Origin of the sequence: Fusicatenibacter saccharivorans (genome assembly GCF_027667425.1) — a bacterium.
Classification (GTDB): Bacteria; Bacillota; Clostridia; order Lachnospirales; family Lachnospiraceae; genus Fusicatenibacter; species Fusicatenibacter saccharivorans.
On record NZ_JAQEGR010000014.1, the window covers coordinates 86,617 to 102,533 of the forward strand.

At 44.9% G+C, this 15,917-nt stretch carries 15 protein-coding genes and 1 pseudogene; 1 reads left to right on the top strand and 15 read right to left on the bottom strand.

Annotated elements, in window-relative coordinates; genetic code table 11:
* Positions 1-148 precede the first annotated feature (148 nt).
* The 15 genes from PGS38_RS13500 to PGS38_RS13570 all read right to left on the bottom strand — a co-directional run bounded on the left by PGS38_RS13500 (position 149) and on the right by PGS38_RS13570 (position 15,170).
* Entirely contained in the window at positions 149-1,546 is a 1,398-nt protein-coding gene (locus PGS38_RS13500; RefSeq protein ID WP_270476372.1) for a glycoside hydrolase family 32 protein, read from the bottom strand.
* Between the two features lie 201 nt (positions 1,547-1,747).
* Positions 1,748-3,559, bottom strand: a complete 1,812-nt coding sequence (locus PGS38_RS13505; RefSeq protein WP_270476373.1) for an extracellular solute-binding protein — start codon at positions 3,557-3,559, stop codon at positions 1,748-1,750.
* A 123-nt stretch (positions 3,560-3,682) separates the two neighbouring features.
* Positions 3,683-4,594 (bottom strand): carbohydrate ABC transporter permease, encoded by a 912-nt coding sequence (locus PGS38_RS13510; RefSeq protein WP_270476374.1) that lies wholly within the window; start codon positions 4,592-4,594, stop codon positions 3,683-3,685.
* 19 nt (positions 4,595-4,613) lie between these two features.
* Entirely contained in the window at positions 4,614-5,555 is a 942-nt protein-coding gene (locus PGS38_RS13515; protein WP_022461554.1) for an ABC transporter permease, read from the bottom strand.
* 617 nt (positions 5,556-6,172) lie between these two features.
* On the bottom strand, positions 6,173-7,150 hold the full coding sequence (locus PGS38_RS13520) for a LacI family DNA-binding transcriptional regulator (RefSeq protein WP_158583779.1): 978 nt from the start codon (positions 7,148-7,150) through the stop codon (positions 6,173-6,175).
* A gap of 329 nt (positions 7,151-7,479) precedes the next feature.
* Complete coding sequence (locus PGS38_RS13525; protein ID WP_055226691.1) at positions 7,480-8,409, bottom strand: DUF4097 family beta strand repeat-containing protein; 930 nt, start codon at positions 8,407-8,409, stop codon at positions 7,480-7,482.
* Entirely contained in the window at positions 8,406-9,023 is a 618-nt protein-coding gene (locus PGS38_RS13530; protein WP_270476375.1) for a DUF1700 domain-containing protein, read from the bottom strand. Before PGS38_RS13530 ends, PGS38_RS13525 begins: the two co-directional genes overlap by 4 nt.
* Positions 9,020-9,337: a PadR family transcriptional regulator gene (locus tag PGS38_RS13535; RefSeq protein WP_117509934.1), complete on the bottom strand. Its 318-nt coding sequence runs from the start codon at positions 9,335-9,337 to the stop codon at positions 9,020-9,022. Before PGS38_RS13535 ends, PGS38_RS13530 begins: the two co-directional genes overlap by 4 nt.
* 138 nt (positions 9,338-9,475) lie before the next feature.
* Complete coding sequence (locus PGS38_RS17540) at positions 9,476-9,685, bottom strand: hypothetical protein (RefSeq protein WP_330425959.1); 210 nt, start codon at positions 9,683-9,685, stop codon at positions 9,476-9,478.
* On the bottom strand, positions 9,664-9,825 hold the full coding sequence (locus PGS38_RS17545) for a hypothetical protein (RefSeq protein WP_330427061.1): 162 nt from the start codon (positions 9,823-9,825) through the stop codon (positions 9,664-9,666). Before PGS38_RS17545 ends, PGS38_RS17540 begins: the two co-directional genes overlap by 22 nt.
* An 85-nt stretch (positions 9,826-9,910) precedes the next feature.
* Complete coding sequence (locus PGS38_RS17550) at positions 9,911-11,035, bottom strand: non-canonical purine NTP pyrophosphatase (RefSeq protein ID WP_119198230.1); 1,125 nt, start codon at positions 11,033-11,035, stop codon at positions 9,911-9,913.
* A gap of 12 nt (positions 11,036-11,047) precedes the next feature.
* The gene (locus PGS38_RS13555; protein ID WP_270476376.1) at positions 11,048-11,983 is read right to left on the bottom strand and encodes a carbohydrate kinase family protein; all 936 of its coding nucleotides are present in this window, start codon (positions 11,981-11,983) and stop codon (positions 11,048-11,050) included.
* 161 nt (positions 11,984-12,144) lie between these two features.
* Complete coding sequence (locus tag PGS38_RS13560; protein ID WP_082426159.1) at positions 12,145-13,929, bottom strand: recombinase family protein; 1,785 nt, start codon at positions 13,927-13,929, stop codon at positions 12,145-12,147.
* Between the two features lie 90 nt (positions 13,930-14,019).
* On the bottom strand, positions 14,020-14,883 hold the full coding sequence (locus PGS38_RS13565; protein WP_238033768.1) for an Abi family protein: 864 nt from the start codon (positions 14,881-14,883) through the stop codon (positions 14,020-14,022).
* A 161-nt stretch (positions 14,884-15,044) separates the two neighbouring features.
* Positions 15,045-15,170, bottom strand: coding sequence for a hypothetical protein (locus tag PGS38_RS13570; protein WP_264292947.1), 126 nt, complete (start codon positions 15,168-15,170; stop codon positions 15,045-15,047).
* A gap of 250 nt (positions 15,171-15,420) precedes the next feature.
* On the opposite strand from PGS38_RS13570, the pseudogene PGS38_RS13575 reads away from it, so the two are divergent.
* A pseudogene (locus PGS38_RS13575) lies at positions 15,421-15,917 on the top strand (tetratricopeptide repeat protein); the annotation flags it as partial.

The window sequence follows — 15,917 nt, forward strand, 5'->3', positions numbered from 1 at the left end:
TTGTAAAACCTCCCAAGATAAACAACGGTCTGCAAAACCACTTCCATCGGCTTTGCAGACATCCGTCGTTTTTATTTATAGTAACGCTTCAGAGTCCCATCTCGATTCTGCCATGCTGCATCGTTACCGTTTATAAATGTTCCATCCCCTATTTTTTAATAGTGTACATTTTCACTTCCAGATCTCCGTCTGTGGAAACCACCTGATACGGAGCATCCGGGTAAACGCATACGGAAGCGGTCTCCAGACCACCATCTGCATAAATCTCCAGATAGGAAACGTCAAAAATAATCTCCATGTTGACATTTCCGCGCATGTAACGTTTTGTTGTAGATACCAGCAGATCCTCTTTTTTGAAGAGCTTCGGATCTACATCATCAAAGTAACTAAGGTCGCCGCTCTTAGAGCGGTCCACCGTGATGCTGTCCACCGTTACCTCGATGACTACTTCCTCACCTCTGCTGTTTTTCAGCGCAATTCTTCCGAAATTGCCCTGCACGAGAAGTCCAAAGCTCTCGGTCAGCAGCGGCTTCTGATTTCCGATCGGGAAGGCACCCGCACGGTACTCATCGATCCCGAACGGTTTTGTTTTCAGGCGGTAGCCCTCATCGGTCTCACAAAGCGAAAGTTCTCTTGGCAGTGTCATCAGACCGGAATACTCACCGGTCGGAACAAAGTTCGCGTAGAGAGGATTAACGCCCCATCCAAGGTAAACCGGGCGGTCGTAGTTTCCATACGTTACGCCGGCATAGTTGTCGAATCCGAAATCAATCCACAGCGGCTCGTCTGTGATCTCGGTGCACTGGAAGGTATCTCCATCAAAATCGCCGACGAAATACTGTATATTGGCACGGCCTTCGGTTCCCGGATGTATCATGCTGACTATCAGAATCCATTTGAATCCGTCAAATTCATTTCCTGTTTTAGCACGGATCAGATCGGTGCATTCCCATACGGTCGGCACTTTATTGACACCGACACCGAACTCGCCTGTTTTCTTCCAGTTTTTCAAATCCTGGGATGCGTAAAACTCTGCGTGATCGCCGGATGCCAGAACAAGGCTCCAGCAGTCCTTTTTATCATTCCAGAAGACGCGCGGATCACGGAAATCCGGTGCGCCCGGGTTTTTGATCACCGGGTTGCCATAATATTTTTCAAAATGCTTTCCCTGATCCAGACTGTATGCAATACACTGCTGCTCCAGGCCTGTTTCCATATTGTGTGCCGTGTAGACAGCCACCATCGGCTTCTCACCGTATTTCGCAAATCCGCTTGTGTTATTTTCATCGTATGCCATACTTCCGGAGTACATCGTTCCGATCTCATCCGGGTACAATGCGATCGGCAGATGCTCCCAGTGAATCAGGTCTTTCGATACTGCATGACCCCAGTGCATCGGTCCCCATACAACGTCATTTGGATTGTGCTGATAATACAGGCGCCAGATACCATCGATATAAATCAGTCCATTTGGATCGTTGTTCCAGTTTTTCTCCGGTGTAAAATGAATGTTCGGTCTAAAATCTCTTTTTCCCTGTTTACTCATGTAATCCCTCTTTTCCTATTTTATCTTTTTCCATTTGAAACTTCAACAAAAAAGAAATAAGAACGAAATAGTCTTCTTTTTAAATATGGCCATGTTATATGGGATACAACATGGCCACCTTTAGAATTTCTTTAGTTGTAGAACATCAATTGCAAATCGTTTACGTTACTGTTTTTTTCGTAATCGCTTTTCGCCCGATTTTTAGTTTGCTGCAGAAGCTGCTCGATCTACTGCGCCCTGGTAAATCTCAACCAGTTCATTCAAGCCAGCGCCTTCCAGCTCTGTTTTATAGGAATCCCAGCTTGCATCATCAACGCCGCCGGTTACCCATGTGGTGATGTAACGATCAACAATATCGGAGATGGTCGGCTGAATCTGTGCCAGACGCTGAATCTCTTCCTGGGTCATCAGAACACGCGGAATAGTGTCATACTCTTCCATGATGTCATCTTTACCGTTTTCTTTCTGCATCTCCAGAAGTTTCACAGCATCGAAGGTGTATCCGCAAACGGTGTCATAGTACTCGTTCTGAACGATCATAGAACCACGGCAGGTTGTGGAGTTTACACGAGCCTCACCAAAGTTCTTATAATCCGGATTCAGAGGTTTGTAGTTTCCATTTTCATCAAGTGGTGTACGAAGAATGCCGTCCTCGTCTTTCTCATAGTTGTATCCGATTGCACCCCAGTTAGATGTAACAGAAATTTCCGGATCGCCTACCATGTAATCTACAAATCTTGCAACAACGTGCGGGAATTTGCAGGTTGTTGTGATTGCTGTATCGGAAGAATCCTGCAGCTCAGAGTAGTTACACTCGAAACCGGTCATACCGTCTTCGCCCTGCAGTCTTGGAACTGCTACGTACTGATCATGTACTTCCTGGTTTGTAATTTCCTGATCGCCCCAAACACCGAAGGAACCGATCTTTGCAACGTTCTCTTTGATCAGGGAAGCGTTGAATGCCATACTGGAGTCTGCCTCGAAGGAGCCGTTCCAGATCAGTCCTTCTTCATACAGCATATTGAAGAATTCTGCTGTTTTCTTGAATGCTTCGTCTGTTGCAGTGAAGGTAACTTTTCCATCAACCAGTCTTAAGTGATCCGCATATGCATTTCCTCCGCAGTAGGAGTCAGCGCATCCGAATGCACCTGTGAAACGATAGAACAGGTTGTAGGAACCAAAGGTATCGGTTGCACCGAACCAGGTTGCCATTGGGATTTCATCAGCTTCGCCGTTGCCGTTCAGATCGCCGCCGTCGCGGAATGCTTTCAGGCAGTCTACCCACTCGTCTACGGTTGTCGGCACTTCTTTGCCTACTTTATCCAGCCATGTTTTGTTAATCACGAATGGTCCAGGTGTTAATACAAGACCTTTCATTTCCTCTACATACGGGAATCCATATTTATGGCCGTTCGGAGCGGTGATCTCAAGCTGATACTGCTCATTGTCATCGAGGAATGCTTTCAGGTTCGGCATGTACTCTTCGATCAGGCCTTCGGTTGGAATGAATACATCCTGGTCTGCGTACTGAACTACGGTGTTTCCGGATTTACCATCGCCGAAGTTCCAGAATACATCCGGAAGATCCTGTCCGGAAGAAAGCATCAGGTTGATTTTCTCTGTTGCGCTCTCCTGCGGGATTGGCTGCCAGTCAAACTCTACTCCTGTGTCCTCGAACCATTTCTTGCACATAGCCAGGTCGCCTACTTCTACGGTTCTGTCTGCAGAGTTTACGATCAGAGCGGAAATTTTTCCGTATTTCTCTTCGAATTTTGCCGGATCTTTGATGATCGGAAGGGTACCGTCGAGCTGGATAATTCCCTCATCTACTGCTTCCTGCTCTTCTGCTGTGAGACTTGTGTCACCTGCTTCTGTACCGGATGCAGATGTGGTGTCTCCTCCTGTGCTTCCTGCACCGGAGCTGCTTGAGCTGCCCGAGCTGTTTCCACAGCCTGCGAGCATGCTGGTTACCATAAGGCTTGCCAGTAATACGGATACGATTTTTTTCTTCATGTTGTTCCTCCTTTATTTTGCTGCCTTTTCGGCAGTGAAATACGTAAATATTTTTGTGTTTCTACTATAAAATCATGTCTGTTGTAGCCATGAACTCTGTAACGATAACTTTTCTGTTCTGTATCAGCCCTTGACTGCACCGATCGTAACACCTTTTGCGAAGTATTTCTGCAGGAAAGGATATACGCACAGCAACGGGAATGCGGAAACAACTACAACGCAGTATTTTAACTGCTCAGCCAGTTTCTGTTTTGTTACCATCTCAGAAGCACTACTTCCCATCTGGTTGGACTGGTTCATCAGTACCAGGTTTCGAAGAACGACCTGAAGAGGCATCTTACTGTCATCCTGCAGGAACATCAGTGCGTTGAAGAACTGGTTCCACATTGCGGTTGCATAGAACAGACACATAACTGCGATGATGGTTTTCGACAGCGGAATTGCAATTTTGAAGAAGAATCCAAAATCGCTGCAGCCGTCGATTTTTGCTGCTTCGAGAAGCTCGACCGGAATACCGCTTTCAAAGAAAGAGCGGCATACGATCAGGTTGTAAGCAGATACTGCTACCGGAAGAACCATAGCCCATGTTGTGTTGTAGATGTGCAGCTGCTGTACCGTTAAGTACATCGGAATCATACCGCCGCTGAAGAACATCGTGAAGGTGAACAGGAACATGATCGGTTTTCTTCCTACCATATCGTATCTGGAAAGTGCATAGCCGGCCGGAATGGTGCAGACCAGGGAAATCAGCGTTCCTATTACGGTATACTTGATGGTGTTTGCATAGCCGGTCCAGAGCGGCTGATATTTCAGTGTGGTTTCATATCCGTTGGTGTACCACGCTTCCGGATAGAGAAGGAATTTACCGGAGCTTACAACAATCGGGTCTGTAACAGATGCCAGAAGCACGTAGTACAGAGGATATACAATTGCGATACAGACAAGGATCATGATAACGGTATTGATCACAGTAAAGACCTTGTCTCCCGTACTCATTTTTACTTTTTTCTTTTTCACAGTGTTATTATTTGCCATTTTTCAAGCCCCCTGACTCTTAGAAAATACTGATATCGCTGGTCTTCTTTGCAACTGCGTTTGTGATAACCAGAATAATGAAGTTTACAACGGAGTTAAATAAGCCAACGGCTGTCGCAAAACTGTACTGTGCGGTCTGGAGACCTACTTTGTATACGTATGTCGAAATGATCTCACTGACGGTTGTGTTGGTACCGTTCTGCATCAGATAAGCTTTCTCATATCCCACGTTCATAATGTTACCTACCTGAAGGATCAGCATCAGGATGATGGTCGGCATAATCAGAGGTAAATCAATGTAAAGGATCTTCTGAAATCTGGAAGCACCATCCATCGTTGCTGCTTCGTAATATTCCGGGCTGATTGCGGTCAGTGCTGCGATGAAGATGATGGCGTTGAATCCCATCGTCTGCCAGATGTTACTTCCGATGAAAAGTTTGCGGAAGTACTCCGGAAGGCTGGTGAACATGATTGCTTTTCCGCCGGCTCCCATAACCGCGTGGTTTACAAGACCGTTTGCGGAAAACAGTACGGAAATCAGGCTGACTACAACTACGTTTGACATAAAGTACGGTGCGTAGGAGATGGTCTGGATGATTCGTCTCGGTCCGCTTCTCTGTACCTGGTTCAGTAAGAGTGCGAAGATAACCGGAATCGGGAATCCGATGATCAGGCTCTCCAGACTGATGACGATCGTGTTCTTGATTGCCGTCATGGCAATACTGGTACTGAAGAACATCTTGAAATACTTGAAGATCGGATCTGCCCACGGACTTCCCATGATTCCCATGCGGCCTTTAAAATCTTTAAAGGCGATGATCAGACCGTACATTGGATAGTAAGCAAAAACGATCAGCCAGATCAGTGCAGGAATCAGCAGGATGTACAGCTGCCAGCACGAGAGCGCTTTTTTCAATTTTCCACTTTCTGCCGTTTTCGGCGATGACGTTTTTTTCTTCATAGTTCCCTCCTTATTTCTCTAAAAGCTTTACCAACCGCTTTTCGTTCCACATTTGCATCGTTTCCGTTTTGGCACTTTGCCTTGTGGAACCTGTTCCATACCTGTATCATAGTACGCAGTTCGCCCAATGTCAACAAATCATCAATATTTTTTCGTCATTTTCAATATTTTCACAATTTATATTTCGTGTTTTTGTGCAATATGTATCTTATTTTTTCATAGAACTCACACATATTTTTTTCCTTCTCTCATTCTTCTGTTCCACATATTCCGCTGTTCCATGTATTTCTGTTCCATATGTTCCACTTTTCCGTTTTTCACTATTTTTTCGGCAATTGCAACTGTTTCAGCGGCGATTTCATGCCTTTTTGCTCCGTCTTTCTGTCTTTTTGCCGCATATCAGTTGATTTTATTTCATTTTTATTTTATATACAAGAACGAATCCTGCTACGGAGGGCTTTTTAAATTTACAGAAAAATTCAACGAGGTTTCCTGTAAATTTAAAAAAGAGACACCCTCTCTTTTCAGATCGAGTGTCTCTGATATCTGTTCTTCTTTTGTTCTATCGCAATTCCGGAGAATGATGCAAAATTCGGCGATTCCCTGTTTTGTTACCTTCAGGTACTTTCTCCTTTTCGGAAGGTCACATCCACAATCTGCTCCATCTCCTCAATCTTCTTTCCATCAATCATGCGGATGATGGTGTCCACGCTCCGCTTTGCGATTTCCGGCACATTCTGACGGACCGTCGTCAGCTCCGGTGTCAAAAAGCGGGTAAAATCCAGACCGTCGTAGCCGACCACCTTCAGTTTTTTCGGAATCTTGATTCCTTTTTTCTGCAGCATCTTCATGCACACTGCCGCTGTGACATCGGCTGTAAAGAGTCCATCAATTCCATCAAAATGGCTGATGTATTTTTTCCAGATCGTCGGGCCGCTCTGGAAATTCGGAATCTTGCTTCCGCCACCAATCGCTGTAACTTTACATTTATGCTGTTTGCAGACTTCCGCAAACCGTCGGTAACGATCCATCGAGTAACCACGCTCTGTTGCACTCGACACAAAATAGACCACGCTCTTACATCCGGCGCTCAAAAGTGCCTGCGCCGCAAGCTCACCGCCGCGCTTATGGTCGGAATGTATACACGGAATCCCCTCGGTGACGTAGCGGTCAACCATGACAATCGGACGATGAATTTCCGCCAGGCTGATAGAAGACGGAATATCCGCACAGCAGATAATGCCGTCCATGACATTTCGCTGCAGCATTTCCACAAATTCCTCGATGCGGTTCGGATTGTCCCCAACCTCGCAGAGCATACACTTGTAGCCATTCGTGTACAGATTATTCTCGACATGTTTCACCAGAGATGTCATAAACGGATGTGAAAGATTCGTAACAACAATTCCGATAAAACCGGACTTGTTGTGGAACAGGTTCTGGGCGAGTTCGTTTGGTTTGTAGTTCAGCTCCTCCACCGCCTGCATGATTTTCTGTTTTGTTTCATCGGAAATATACCCACTTCCATTGAGTGCACGGGATACCGTTCCGATTCCTACTCCCGCTTTGATCGCGACATCTCTAATACTTGCCATAGTTTCTCCTAACTCCTATTCTGACACTGGGCTGTTTTCTACTGACTCGTTCCGGCTTTTCCCCCGCTGCCGGTCTGTGGAGCCCGTTCCACAATGCTTGATTACTTTTATTTTAAAGCACCGCAATCTACAAATCAAGTTAAAAGCTGAAAATTTAAGTACAAAAAAACAAGCGACTGTTTGGATCATTTCCCTTTTTCTGGTGAAACCATCCAAACAGCCTCCTGTGTTTTTGTCACTTTTGTCTTATTTTCCAAAAACGCTCATTCATGCGGGCATGCTTTGCGATTTTTCTGGAATTTCATATGCCCCTGAACAGTCACAAACGCTTAATCGTTTTCCAACGAGATATCACCATCCTTTGTCATCAGTGTGATTCTGCCCGCAGCCTGATCCGGTACATAAGAAAAGCTCTGCTCGTCCTCCTCTTTCTGCATCAGATTCTCCATGGTATCCGGTACATCGATCTCCCCAAAATCTGTCTTTGCCGTAATTTCCAGCCGTTCCAGATCTTTTTTACCCAGTTCAAGTTCAATATCGCCGTAAGAGTTTTCCACCGACACATCTCCGGAAAGCTTCGTATTTTGGATTTTCGCATCGCCATCCTCCAGCGTGATCGACCCATTTTCCCACGTTCCGCTCTTCAGTTCCACATCACCGTAATCTGCTTTGCATTTGATATTCTGCATGTCACATCCGAAAAGTGTGATATCTCCATCCGCATTTTGCAGTCTTCCGCTTTCCGCCTGGATGCCATTCATCTGCACATCACCGAATCCCATCGTTACCTCTATTTTTTTCAGTACCTTCTTTTCCGGTACATACAGAATCACTCCTGTTTCCGACTGTTTACCGCCACTTAAGATTTCTTCCGTAAAGTCAATATTAATGTAAATCGTATCGGACACTGCGCTTGTCTCTTCGATGCTCAGAACACCGTCCCGCACGCGATATTCCACTGCAGTCTCTCCTTTTTTCGACGGAATCCGCCAGGCGAGATAACAGGAATCGTCACCGGACGGAAGGATGTTCAGGTCGCCGATCGTAAGGTCTGCCTGCAGTTCATCAAAATCATCAAGTTTTATCTTTTCCTGTGTGGAAATGCCGTCTTCCTTCTTCGCAGAACCGCTCATCGCATTCAGATCATACGTTTCCGCGTATGCTTTTCCGCCGCTTGCCCATCCGCTGAACATCAGCACTGCACCGGCAATACAGCAGGCACATCCTGTCAGTAATGCTGTTTTTGTCCATTTTTTCATGATCTGCTTCCTCCTTTTTTCGTTACCTTACGTGTACACCACACGAACAGCCGTCCCATCCATTTTGCAAAGTATACGCCGAACACCGCGCACAGAATACTGATTCCCAGCATGAAAACGCCCATTCCGGTAATAAAGCAGAATCCGCCGAAGGAAACCGAGACTGCCAGAATGCCGCGCAGCAGCATCTTAATTCCGGCGGCCACGCCGACAACTGCAATCAGAAAGACGCTCATATCAAGCAGTGCCGCACAGAGGGCCGCGCAGAGCAGAACAATGAGAATGCTGATCAGAATCGGGGCTCCGATCGGGGCTGCAAGCAGGGCGAGAATCGCGATCCAGACGACGTTGGCGCCTGTCGTTTTTTTCTTCTCTTTCTGTTTTTCTTCCTTTTCCATTGCCTCGCGTTCATCTACTTTTTTGTCCAGAAGATTCCGCATCAGTTCGGCGGCTGCCTGTTTCGGTGTTCCAAGTTCTTTGATCACGGCCTGCTCATTTTCCGGACCGGCATCTGCAAAATACTCGGTGAAGTATTCCATCGCATCTTCATAGTCGCTCTGCGGAAGCTTCCTCAGATACTTTTCCAATTGTTTCAGATATTCCCCACTCGTCATTCTTTTTTCCTCCACACGATAATGTCGTCAATGGTGTCACGGTAGGACTTCCATTCGCCCTGCAGGTACGCCATCTGTGTTTTTCCTGCTTCTGTGATCGAATAATACTTCCGTTTTCTGCCCTGGTACTCTGCGGAATACGTCGTCACGTAGCCCGCCTTTTCCAGTTTTTTCAGGATCGGGTACAGTGTCGACTCTTTGATGTCGGCAACCAGTTTGATCGTCTGGCTGATTTCATATCCATAAGAATCTTCCCGATTCACAATCGACAGGATCATAAATTCGATCAGCAGTGCTGATACCGGAAAATACATGAAAAACCACCTCCGTTAGTTTCTGATATGTAAAATATTTATATATATAATTTATACATATCATAAGACGATGGAGGTGGTTTGTCAAGGGGAATATATAAAATTTTTACATATTCGCTGTCATGTCATCATCTGTGTTTATTTCAGGGCTTTTCCGGAACCGAATGCGTCGCCGACTTTGTCGCCCATGGCGAGATAGGTGTTGTTGACCGGGTCGAAGGCGATTGGTTTCAGTTTTTTCGGGTCGATCTTTCCGTCGGTCAGAACGCTCTCGTCTGCGCAGACGTTCACGATCTCGCCGACCAGAATGCCGTTGTCAAAGCTTTTCACTTTGCACTCCAGTGCCATCGGAAGCTCTCATTGAAATCTGTGACTACACCCCATGCAGCATTCATGGCATCCGGGTTGCCATCTTTGTCGTATGTTGCAATAATCAGAACCGGAAGTGGATACATGTTTGGTTTTGCTCCAAAATTTACTCTGCTCATGGTTGTTCCTCCTGTTTTGCTTGATTTTCTTTATTATAACGCTTACAGCAAACTTTAACACAAGAGATTTTCTCTGCAAATTTTCTTAATCGTTTAATTTTCTCGTCATATCATGCCATTCCTCGCCGCCCCAGGTGGATGCGGAGATTCCCTCGTCGCGGAAATTCATCTTTTTGTACATCTCCACCTTATCCTGCAGGCAGGTCAGAATGAGCTGTTTTCTTCCGTTTTTCTGTTCCCGGCGGCTGTACTCTTCCATCAGCGCGCGGGCGATTCCCTGGCCGCGGTATTCCGGCAGGACACTGAGACCCAGCAGCATGACGTTTTCTCCCTTCGGGTCGTACAGACTGATTTCATCGAAAAAGGCATCACGGAATTTTGTCTCGTTTGTTGCAAGTCCGTTCAGCGTTCCGGCGATTTTTCCGGTTTCTTTGTCTACTGCCGCCAGAAACAGCTCCGGCGCGTACTGCACCCGCTCGCGCATGCTCTTTTCGGAGCACGCCTCATTCGGCGGAAAGCACGCCAGCTCAATGGCAACGCCCTGTTCCATTTCATCCTGGCGGATGGTTCGAAGTTCATATCGTTCCATTTTATGGTATTCCTCCATTGCCCGCTCAAAAAACTGCAGAAAACCGTCTTCCACGGCAAGCTGATCGAGCGCGGCTTCTTGCTCATTCAGATCGTAATAATATTTTCCGGTCCGCAGATCGATCGACAGACGGTCGAGCGGAAAGCCTTTTTTGCTCATCGGATGGGGTGTGCTGACCATGCGGAAAGGAGCGCTCTCCATTGACGGGTCCATCGCGTCATAGCGGTGGTCCGCATCAAGAATCAGCGAAACTGCGTTTTTGTAGCGTCCCGTCAGGCCGCCGTACTTTTCTGCAAGGGCAGCGTAATGCGCGGTCATTTCTTCATCGGACAGATACTTTCCGTTCACGGTCCGCACATGGACGCCGGGCTGGTCGTCCTCTGCCACGTTGTCAAAATACAGACCGGAATCACAGGAGAACACCGGCATATGAAGCGCGTTGAAATACGCCTCCACCTTTTTCCTGGCATTTTCCAGCGGCGTTTTTCCATCCTCGATAATCTCTGGCTGCTTAACACCGCCAAGATCTTTCAGCCCGATCAGCTCAATCCCAAGACCGGCAAGGCGATGACGCATCGCGTCGAGTTTTGCCGGGTTGCCGGTTCCGTACAGTAACTTCATTTCTGCCCCCTTCTATGCCTCGATGCCGAACTCTTCCGGGCGGAAGCGCGGGCAGACATTTTCCGACGATGTGATGACGGATGCAGCAAGACGCGTACCGATTTCAACTGCCTGGCCAAGCGTTTTTCCATAGGTCAGACCGGCGGAAACACCTGCACAGAACGCATCACCGGCTCCTGTTGTATCTTTTACCTGTACTTTCTGCGCCGGGCAGAAGCCGCTCTCTCCGTCTGCTTCCGCATAAACCACTCCGTCGCCGCCCATTGTTACGACCATGGCCGGAACATTTGCTGCTTTCAGACGCTCGGCGAGAATCTTTTCCATCTCGACCGGTGTTTTTTCGCTGTAATCATCGGAGAAGAAAACGCCTGCCTCGAGCTGGTTGCAGATCAGGCAGTCAAATTTCTGCAGAAGATCTCTTCTGCTGACCGCGATGTTCATGTTGCTGACAACGCCGTACAATTTTTTATCGTATTTTTCACAGAGCTGTACCAGCTTTTTGATGATCTCTTTGTCCATATCGATCTCTGCCACAATGGAATCGCAGTTTTCGATAATTTCATCTCCGTTTTCTTCCAGAATATCGAGAATCGGCATCAGGTTCGGGCGCTGGGAAATGGAGCCCGCCAGGTCACCGTTGTGATCGAAGACAGCAAGCCATGTTCCCATACCGTTCGGGATTTCTTTCATGTATTCGGTATTGACTTTGTGGCGCTGCAGTTTGCGCACAACATCCTCGCCGAGTGCGGTATTATCCGCGATTCCAAGGAAGGTCGGGCGCAGTTCCAGGTTTGCGATATCCTCCACCACGTTTCGGCTCACACCGCCGTGGATGTATTCGACATGGCCGGCGTTTCTGCCGTCCGGGACGTAGATGTCCTCTGGAAAACCTTTGATATCCACAAAAACTGCTCCTAATACTACGATTCCATTTTTATTTACTGCCATGTTTCTTTTTTCCTCTCCTGTTTTTTCATTCCTTCTTTTTTCAGACAAGCCTCTTCGTCTGTTTCACGAAATTTCTGTCTTATCAGCATCCAAATAATGCAAGGCACTTTTACATTGCTGCTCTCTGCTACTGTCTCGACAGTTGAGACAGTGAAGAACGCTCAACTCCTACACAATCCATCCGCTCTGACCTCTGATTGGCCATACACTCGCAGGGAGTTGAGTTGCCGGATTTCACCGTCTCGACCTGGAAGCTGGTCCTTATTTCTTTGTTTTGACATCAAGACTACCGTCTCAACGGTACTTTCGTTGTTCCAACAAAGTTCCTGTATTTCCCTGTCTCCAAAATACACCGGGAAGCGGAACTTTATGTGCTTCAGGAATCTGCCATCCGGCTGCTCCTGCTCATAAATGTCCACCTGTTCTACAAAGCTGTTAAGAAATTCTTTCTTCTCCAGGTCGGTGAACTTATCATATAGTTTATCAAAATATAAAAGAAATTGATAGACGTTTTCTTCTGATATTTTCTGTTGCTGAATATTCAGCAGGCGATTCTTGACTTCTTCTATACTGTTCTCCACGCCTTCAATCTCATCATACAAACGGTATAACCTTGTCTCCATATCCTGATATTTCTTCTCATAAAATTTATCCATGATATCCAGACTATCCATCTGCTGTCCGAGTCTTGCTTTTGCTCCTGTCAGCTGCTTATGCTGCTTTTCTAATCCTTCAATCTCTTTTTCTATTTCTTCTGTATCTATTCTTGAACCGATTTTATTCAGAATTGCTTCTTCGAATTTAGGATTCTTCACCAGCTTCCGAATAACTTCTTCCACTGCATTATTAATCTTCTCCTCGCTCCATTGTTTACGATATCCACATTTATGACCGTCTACCAGGCGACGATGTTTGCAGGCATAATAGAAATAATCCTTATATAAGGTTCCGTCTTTCTTTTTCTTTCGGTTCACATTCCCATACATACCGCTTCCACATAACGGGCATCTCAATATTCCGGATAAAATATGCTCATGCTCGAGACTATGTGTCTTTTCATATTTCACACCTGTTTTTTCCCGTTTTTGATGTGCCAGCTCCCAGTCTGTTTCTGAAATGATTCCTTCATGGATACCATCGTGTAGCATATAATTTTCCTGCTTTACAATACGGTATTCATTTCTTGTACCAGATACTTTCTCATTCTTCCTTCGTCCATAAGCCAGCTTTCCACAGTATACCGGATTATCCAGAACGCCTTTTATAAATGAAGCGGCAAATGCGTCCAGTGTATTATTCTGTCGTTTTTTCTTTTTATATCCATGCTGGTTCAGCCATGCAGCAATCGCAGAAATTCCCATATTTGTATGAATAAATTTATCATAGATCAGACGAATAATCTCTGCTTCGTCCTCTGCGATCTGCAATTCTCCATTTACCAATTCATAGCCATATGGAGCAAACCCGCCGTTCCATTTTCCTTCCCTTGCTTTCTGCTTACGTCCTTCCATTGTCTGAACAAGGATATTCTCCCGTTCAATCTCTGCCACCGCAGACAGAACAGAAATCATCAGCTTTCCACTATCTTTTGAGCTGTCAATCCCATCTTCAACACAGATCAGATTCACTCCAAAATCCTGCATCCTCTGCAAAGAGTTTAATACATCTGCCGCATTACGACCGAATCTGGAAAGCTTGAACACCAGTACAAACTGTACCTCATCTGTTCCATTCTCAATATTATCTAACATTCTCTGAAATTCCGGTCTGCCCTCTACGCTCTTTCCAGACTTACCTTCATCGGAATACTCATTTACGATTTCCATATTCTGAAATTCTGCATATCTCTTGAGTTTTTCTTTCTGAGCATCCAGACTGTAGCCATCCACCTGCATGGTTGTGGATACTCTGGTATATATATCGCATTTAATCTTTTTATTCTTCATAATCTTCCTCGCAGTATAATTCCGTTTTATTGTCCCAACTTTATTTTAGTACTTGTTCCAACTATTTTCAATACTTATTTTCTTATTGACTCATTTCTTTGTCAATCCTATAATTAATACAAAAAAATCCCCTAAGACAATAGGTATTTCACTATCTCTTAGAGGATTTTTCTTTACTTTAAATGGTATCTGGTAATATTTTTCCAGTTTTCCTTTTTCATACTGATTCCCACTCTGTGGCAATGAAAGTTTTTTATGAAGCGGTGTATCCGCAATAGCATCTACCGTTCTGTATGTGAACAGTCGTTCTCCATGTGCACATACGTTTCTATACTTCGTGAGAACCGATAGAAACTGCTCCATCTGATGCTGATTCAAAGGTTCAAAGTTTTTTGACACTTTTGATTTTAAGGATTGGGGAAATACTCGGAACATTTTTGATAAATTTCCAAACGTAAGTACATTCGCCAAAACCCATAATGGAATTTCACCATATGTCTTGCGATAATAATTGATATATGTATAATCTGTGGTCGTTGTTGCCCGTTTCAAGGTCGCTATCAACTTTACGATTGTTGCATGATTTCTTTTTGTATGATTATAATTATTAGCATCCAGGTACTGCTTCTGCTCTGCTCCATACATTTCAGTAAAATAGTATGACATCAAAGAACGCATCTGTCGCTCAACCTGCAGTAAATATTTAAAGAACAACTCTCTAAGCTCTGCATCAAACTTATACAGACTGACTATTTCTTCAAAACTTGTTCCTGCTTTATATTTCTTTGTATTCGATATTCTAAAAAGATGTTTATATCCTCCCATAAGAGGAAAATATCCTATTTGGCGTAACATCTCTTCTGCATATTCTCTGTCGTTTATTTTTATTCCCTTTTCGTCACTGATCCAGGAAACCTGATCACTAAAAGAAGAGAATTTTTTCGGTGTCTGCATATCATTTCTCCTTAAAACAAAAGAGGGAGAGACCCGCAGGCTCTCCCCCGCCTGTAGGCTTCGCAAGTTTCTACAGAACGATCACTGAGCTTAGTATACGTCATTTTAAATGTCCTGTCAATACGCCAAAACATTCTTAGCCATACCCGCTCAGAAGTATTCTATGCTATTTTTTCTTCTTTATTCTGTTTTTCTTCCTCCAACTCCCGGAGGACTTCATCGCCGTACTTATCAAGCATCCGTACCAGAAAATCAATGCACCGCTCAAATTCAATATTCTGTTGCATAAGCTCCTCCCGTCATTGTTTTGATCTGAGCTTATTTTACAGAACCTGCCGGAAAACCACATTGAATAGAAATTGATTGTAAATTGACACAATCAATTTAAAAATATCCGCATTTTCTTGAATCGAATATATGTTCGTGTTATGATAGATATACTTAATCTTAACTACGAAAGGGGAATTTCTATTGAATCGATGCGATTTTTCTTCTATTAGCACTTGCTTAAAAAATCATATCAGCGAAAGTAATCAAATGAGTCAGCCTGATTTTTTATACGAATTATTTGAAGATTTTATGGATGATCCGGCAAATCAGGATTTTTCTATGGATAATGGTCTGGTTTGTCGTTGGCTGACCGGTCAAGCAAAGATCAGTCCCAAAATATCTGCCTACTATTCCAAACCCAGTAATCAGAAAAAACTGGCAGAAACCATTCACCAGAATCTGCTTCCATTGATGTCTGACTGCAATATGGCTATGCAGGATATATACACATTATTTATACAAGATGACACCATCTCCGATGCCAAAAAGAAAAATCTGGCTTCTCTGTACAAACCAGCCAGCTCACGTCTGCTTTTTCTTGCAAAGCTGATTTCTTTTGGCATGGAGCGACAATTTATCAAACGTGATACTAAAAATCAAAAATTAATTGCCGGAGGTGCCCTGTCACCCATTGTGCTGGATTATATTATGGACAGTGAGGTTCCGAAACCATGCCGTCATTTTATCGGAAGAGATAAAGAACT

What these genes read in the sequence shown, in the direction of transcription:
- PGS38_RS13500 (WP_270476372.1), bottom strand. Translation starts at nt 1,546, where the DNA reads ATGAGTAAACAGGGAAAAAGAGATTTTAGACCGAACATTCATTTTACA.
- PGS38_RS13505 (WP_270476373.1), bottom strand. Translation starts at nt 3,559, where the DNA reads ATGAAGAAAAAAATCGTATCCGTATTACTGGCAAGCCTTATGGTAACC.
- PGS38_RS13510 (WP_270476374.1), bottom strand. Translation starts at nt 4,594, where the DNA reads ATGGCAAATAATAACACTGTGAAAAAGAAAAAAGTAAAAATGAGTACG.
- PGS38_RS13515 (WP_022461554.1), bottom strand. Translation starts at nt 5,555, where the DNA reads ATGAAGAAAAAAACGTCATCGCCGAAAACGGCAGAAAGTGGAAAATTG.
- PGS38_RS13520 (WP_158583779.1), bottom strand. Translation starts at nt 7,150, where the DNA reads ATGGCAAGTATTAGAGATGTCGCGATCAAAGCGGGAGTAGGAATCGGA.
- PGS38_RS13525 (WP_055226691.1), bottom strand. Translation starts at nt 8,409, where the DNA reads ATGAAAAAATGGACAAAAACAGCATTACTGACAGGATGTGCCTGCTGT.
- PGS38_RS13530 (WP_270476375.1), bottom strand. Translation starts at nt 9,023, where the DNA reads ATGACGAGTGGGGAATATCTGAAACAATTGGAAAAGTATCTGAGGAAG.
- PGS38_RS13535 (WP_117509934.1), bottom strand. Translation starts at nt 9,337, where the DNA reads ATGTATTTTCCGGTATCAGCACTGCTGATCGAATTTATGATCCTGTCG.
- PGS38_RS17540 (WP_330425959.1), bottom strand. Translation starts at nt 9,685, where the DNA reads ATGGCACTGGAGTGCAAAGTGAAAAGCTTTGACAACGGCATTCTGGTC.
- PGS38_RS17545 (WP_330427061.1), bottom strand. Translation starts at nt 9,825, where the DNA reads ATGAGCAGAGTAAATTTTGGAGCAAAACCAAACATGTATCCACTTCCG.
- PGS38_RS17550 (WP_119198230.1), bottom strand. Translation starts at nt 11,035, where the DNA reads ATGAAGTTACTGTACGGAACCGGCAACCCGGCAAAACTCGACGCGATG.
- PGS38_RS13555 (WP_270476376.1), bottom strand. Translation starts at nt 11,983, where the DNA reads ATGGCAGTAAATAAAAATGGAATCGTAGTATTAGGAGCAGTTTTTGTG.
- PGS38_RS13560 (WP_082426159.1), bottom strand. Translation starts at nt 13,929, where the DNA reads ATGAAGAATAAAAAGATTAAATGCGATATATATACCAGAGTATCCACA.
- PGS38_RS13565 (WP_238033768.1), bottom strand. Translation starts at nt 14,883, where the DNA reads ATGCAGACACCGAAAAAATTCTCTTCTTTTAGTGATCAGGTTTCCTGG.
- PGS38_RS13570 (WP_264292947.1), bottom strand. Translation starts at nt 15,170, where the DNA reads ATGCAACAGAATATTGAATTTGAGCGGTGCATTGATTTTCTGGTACGG.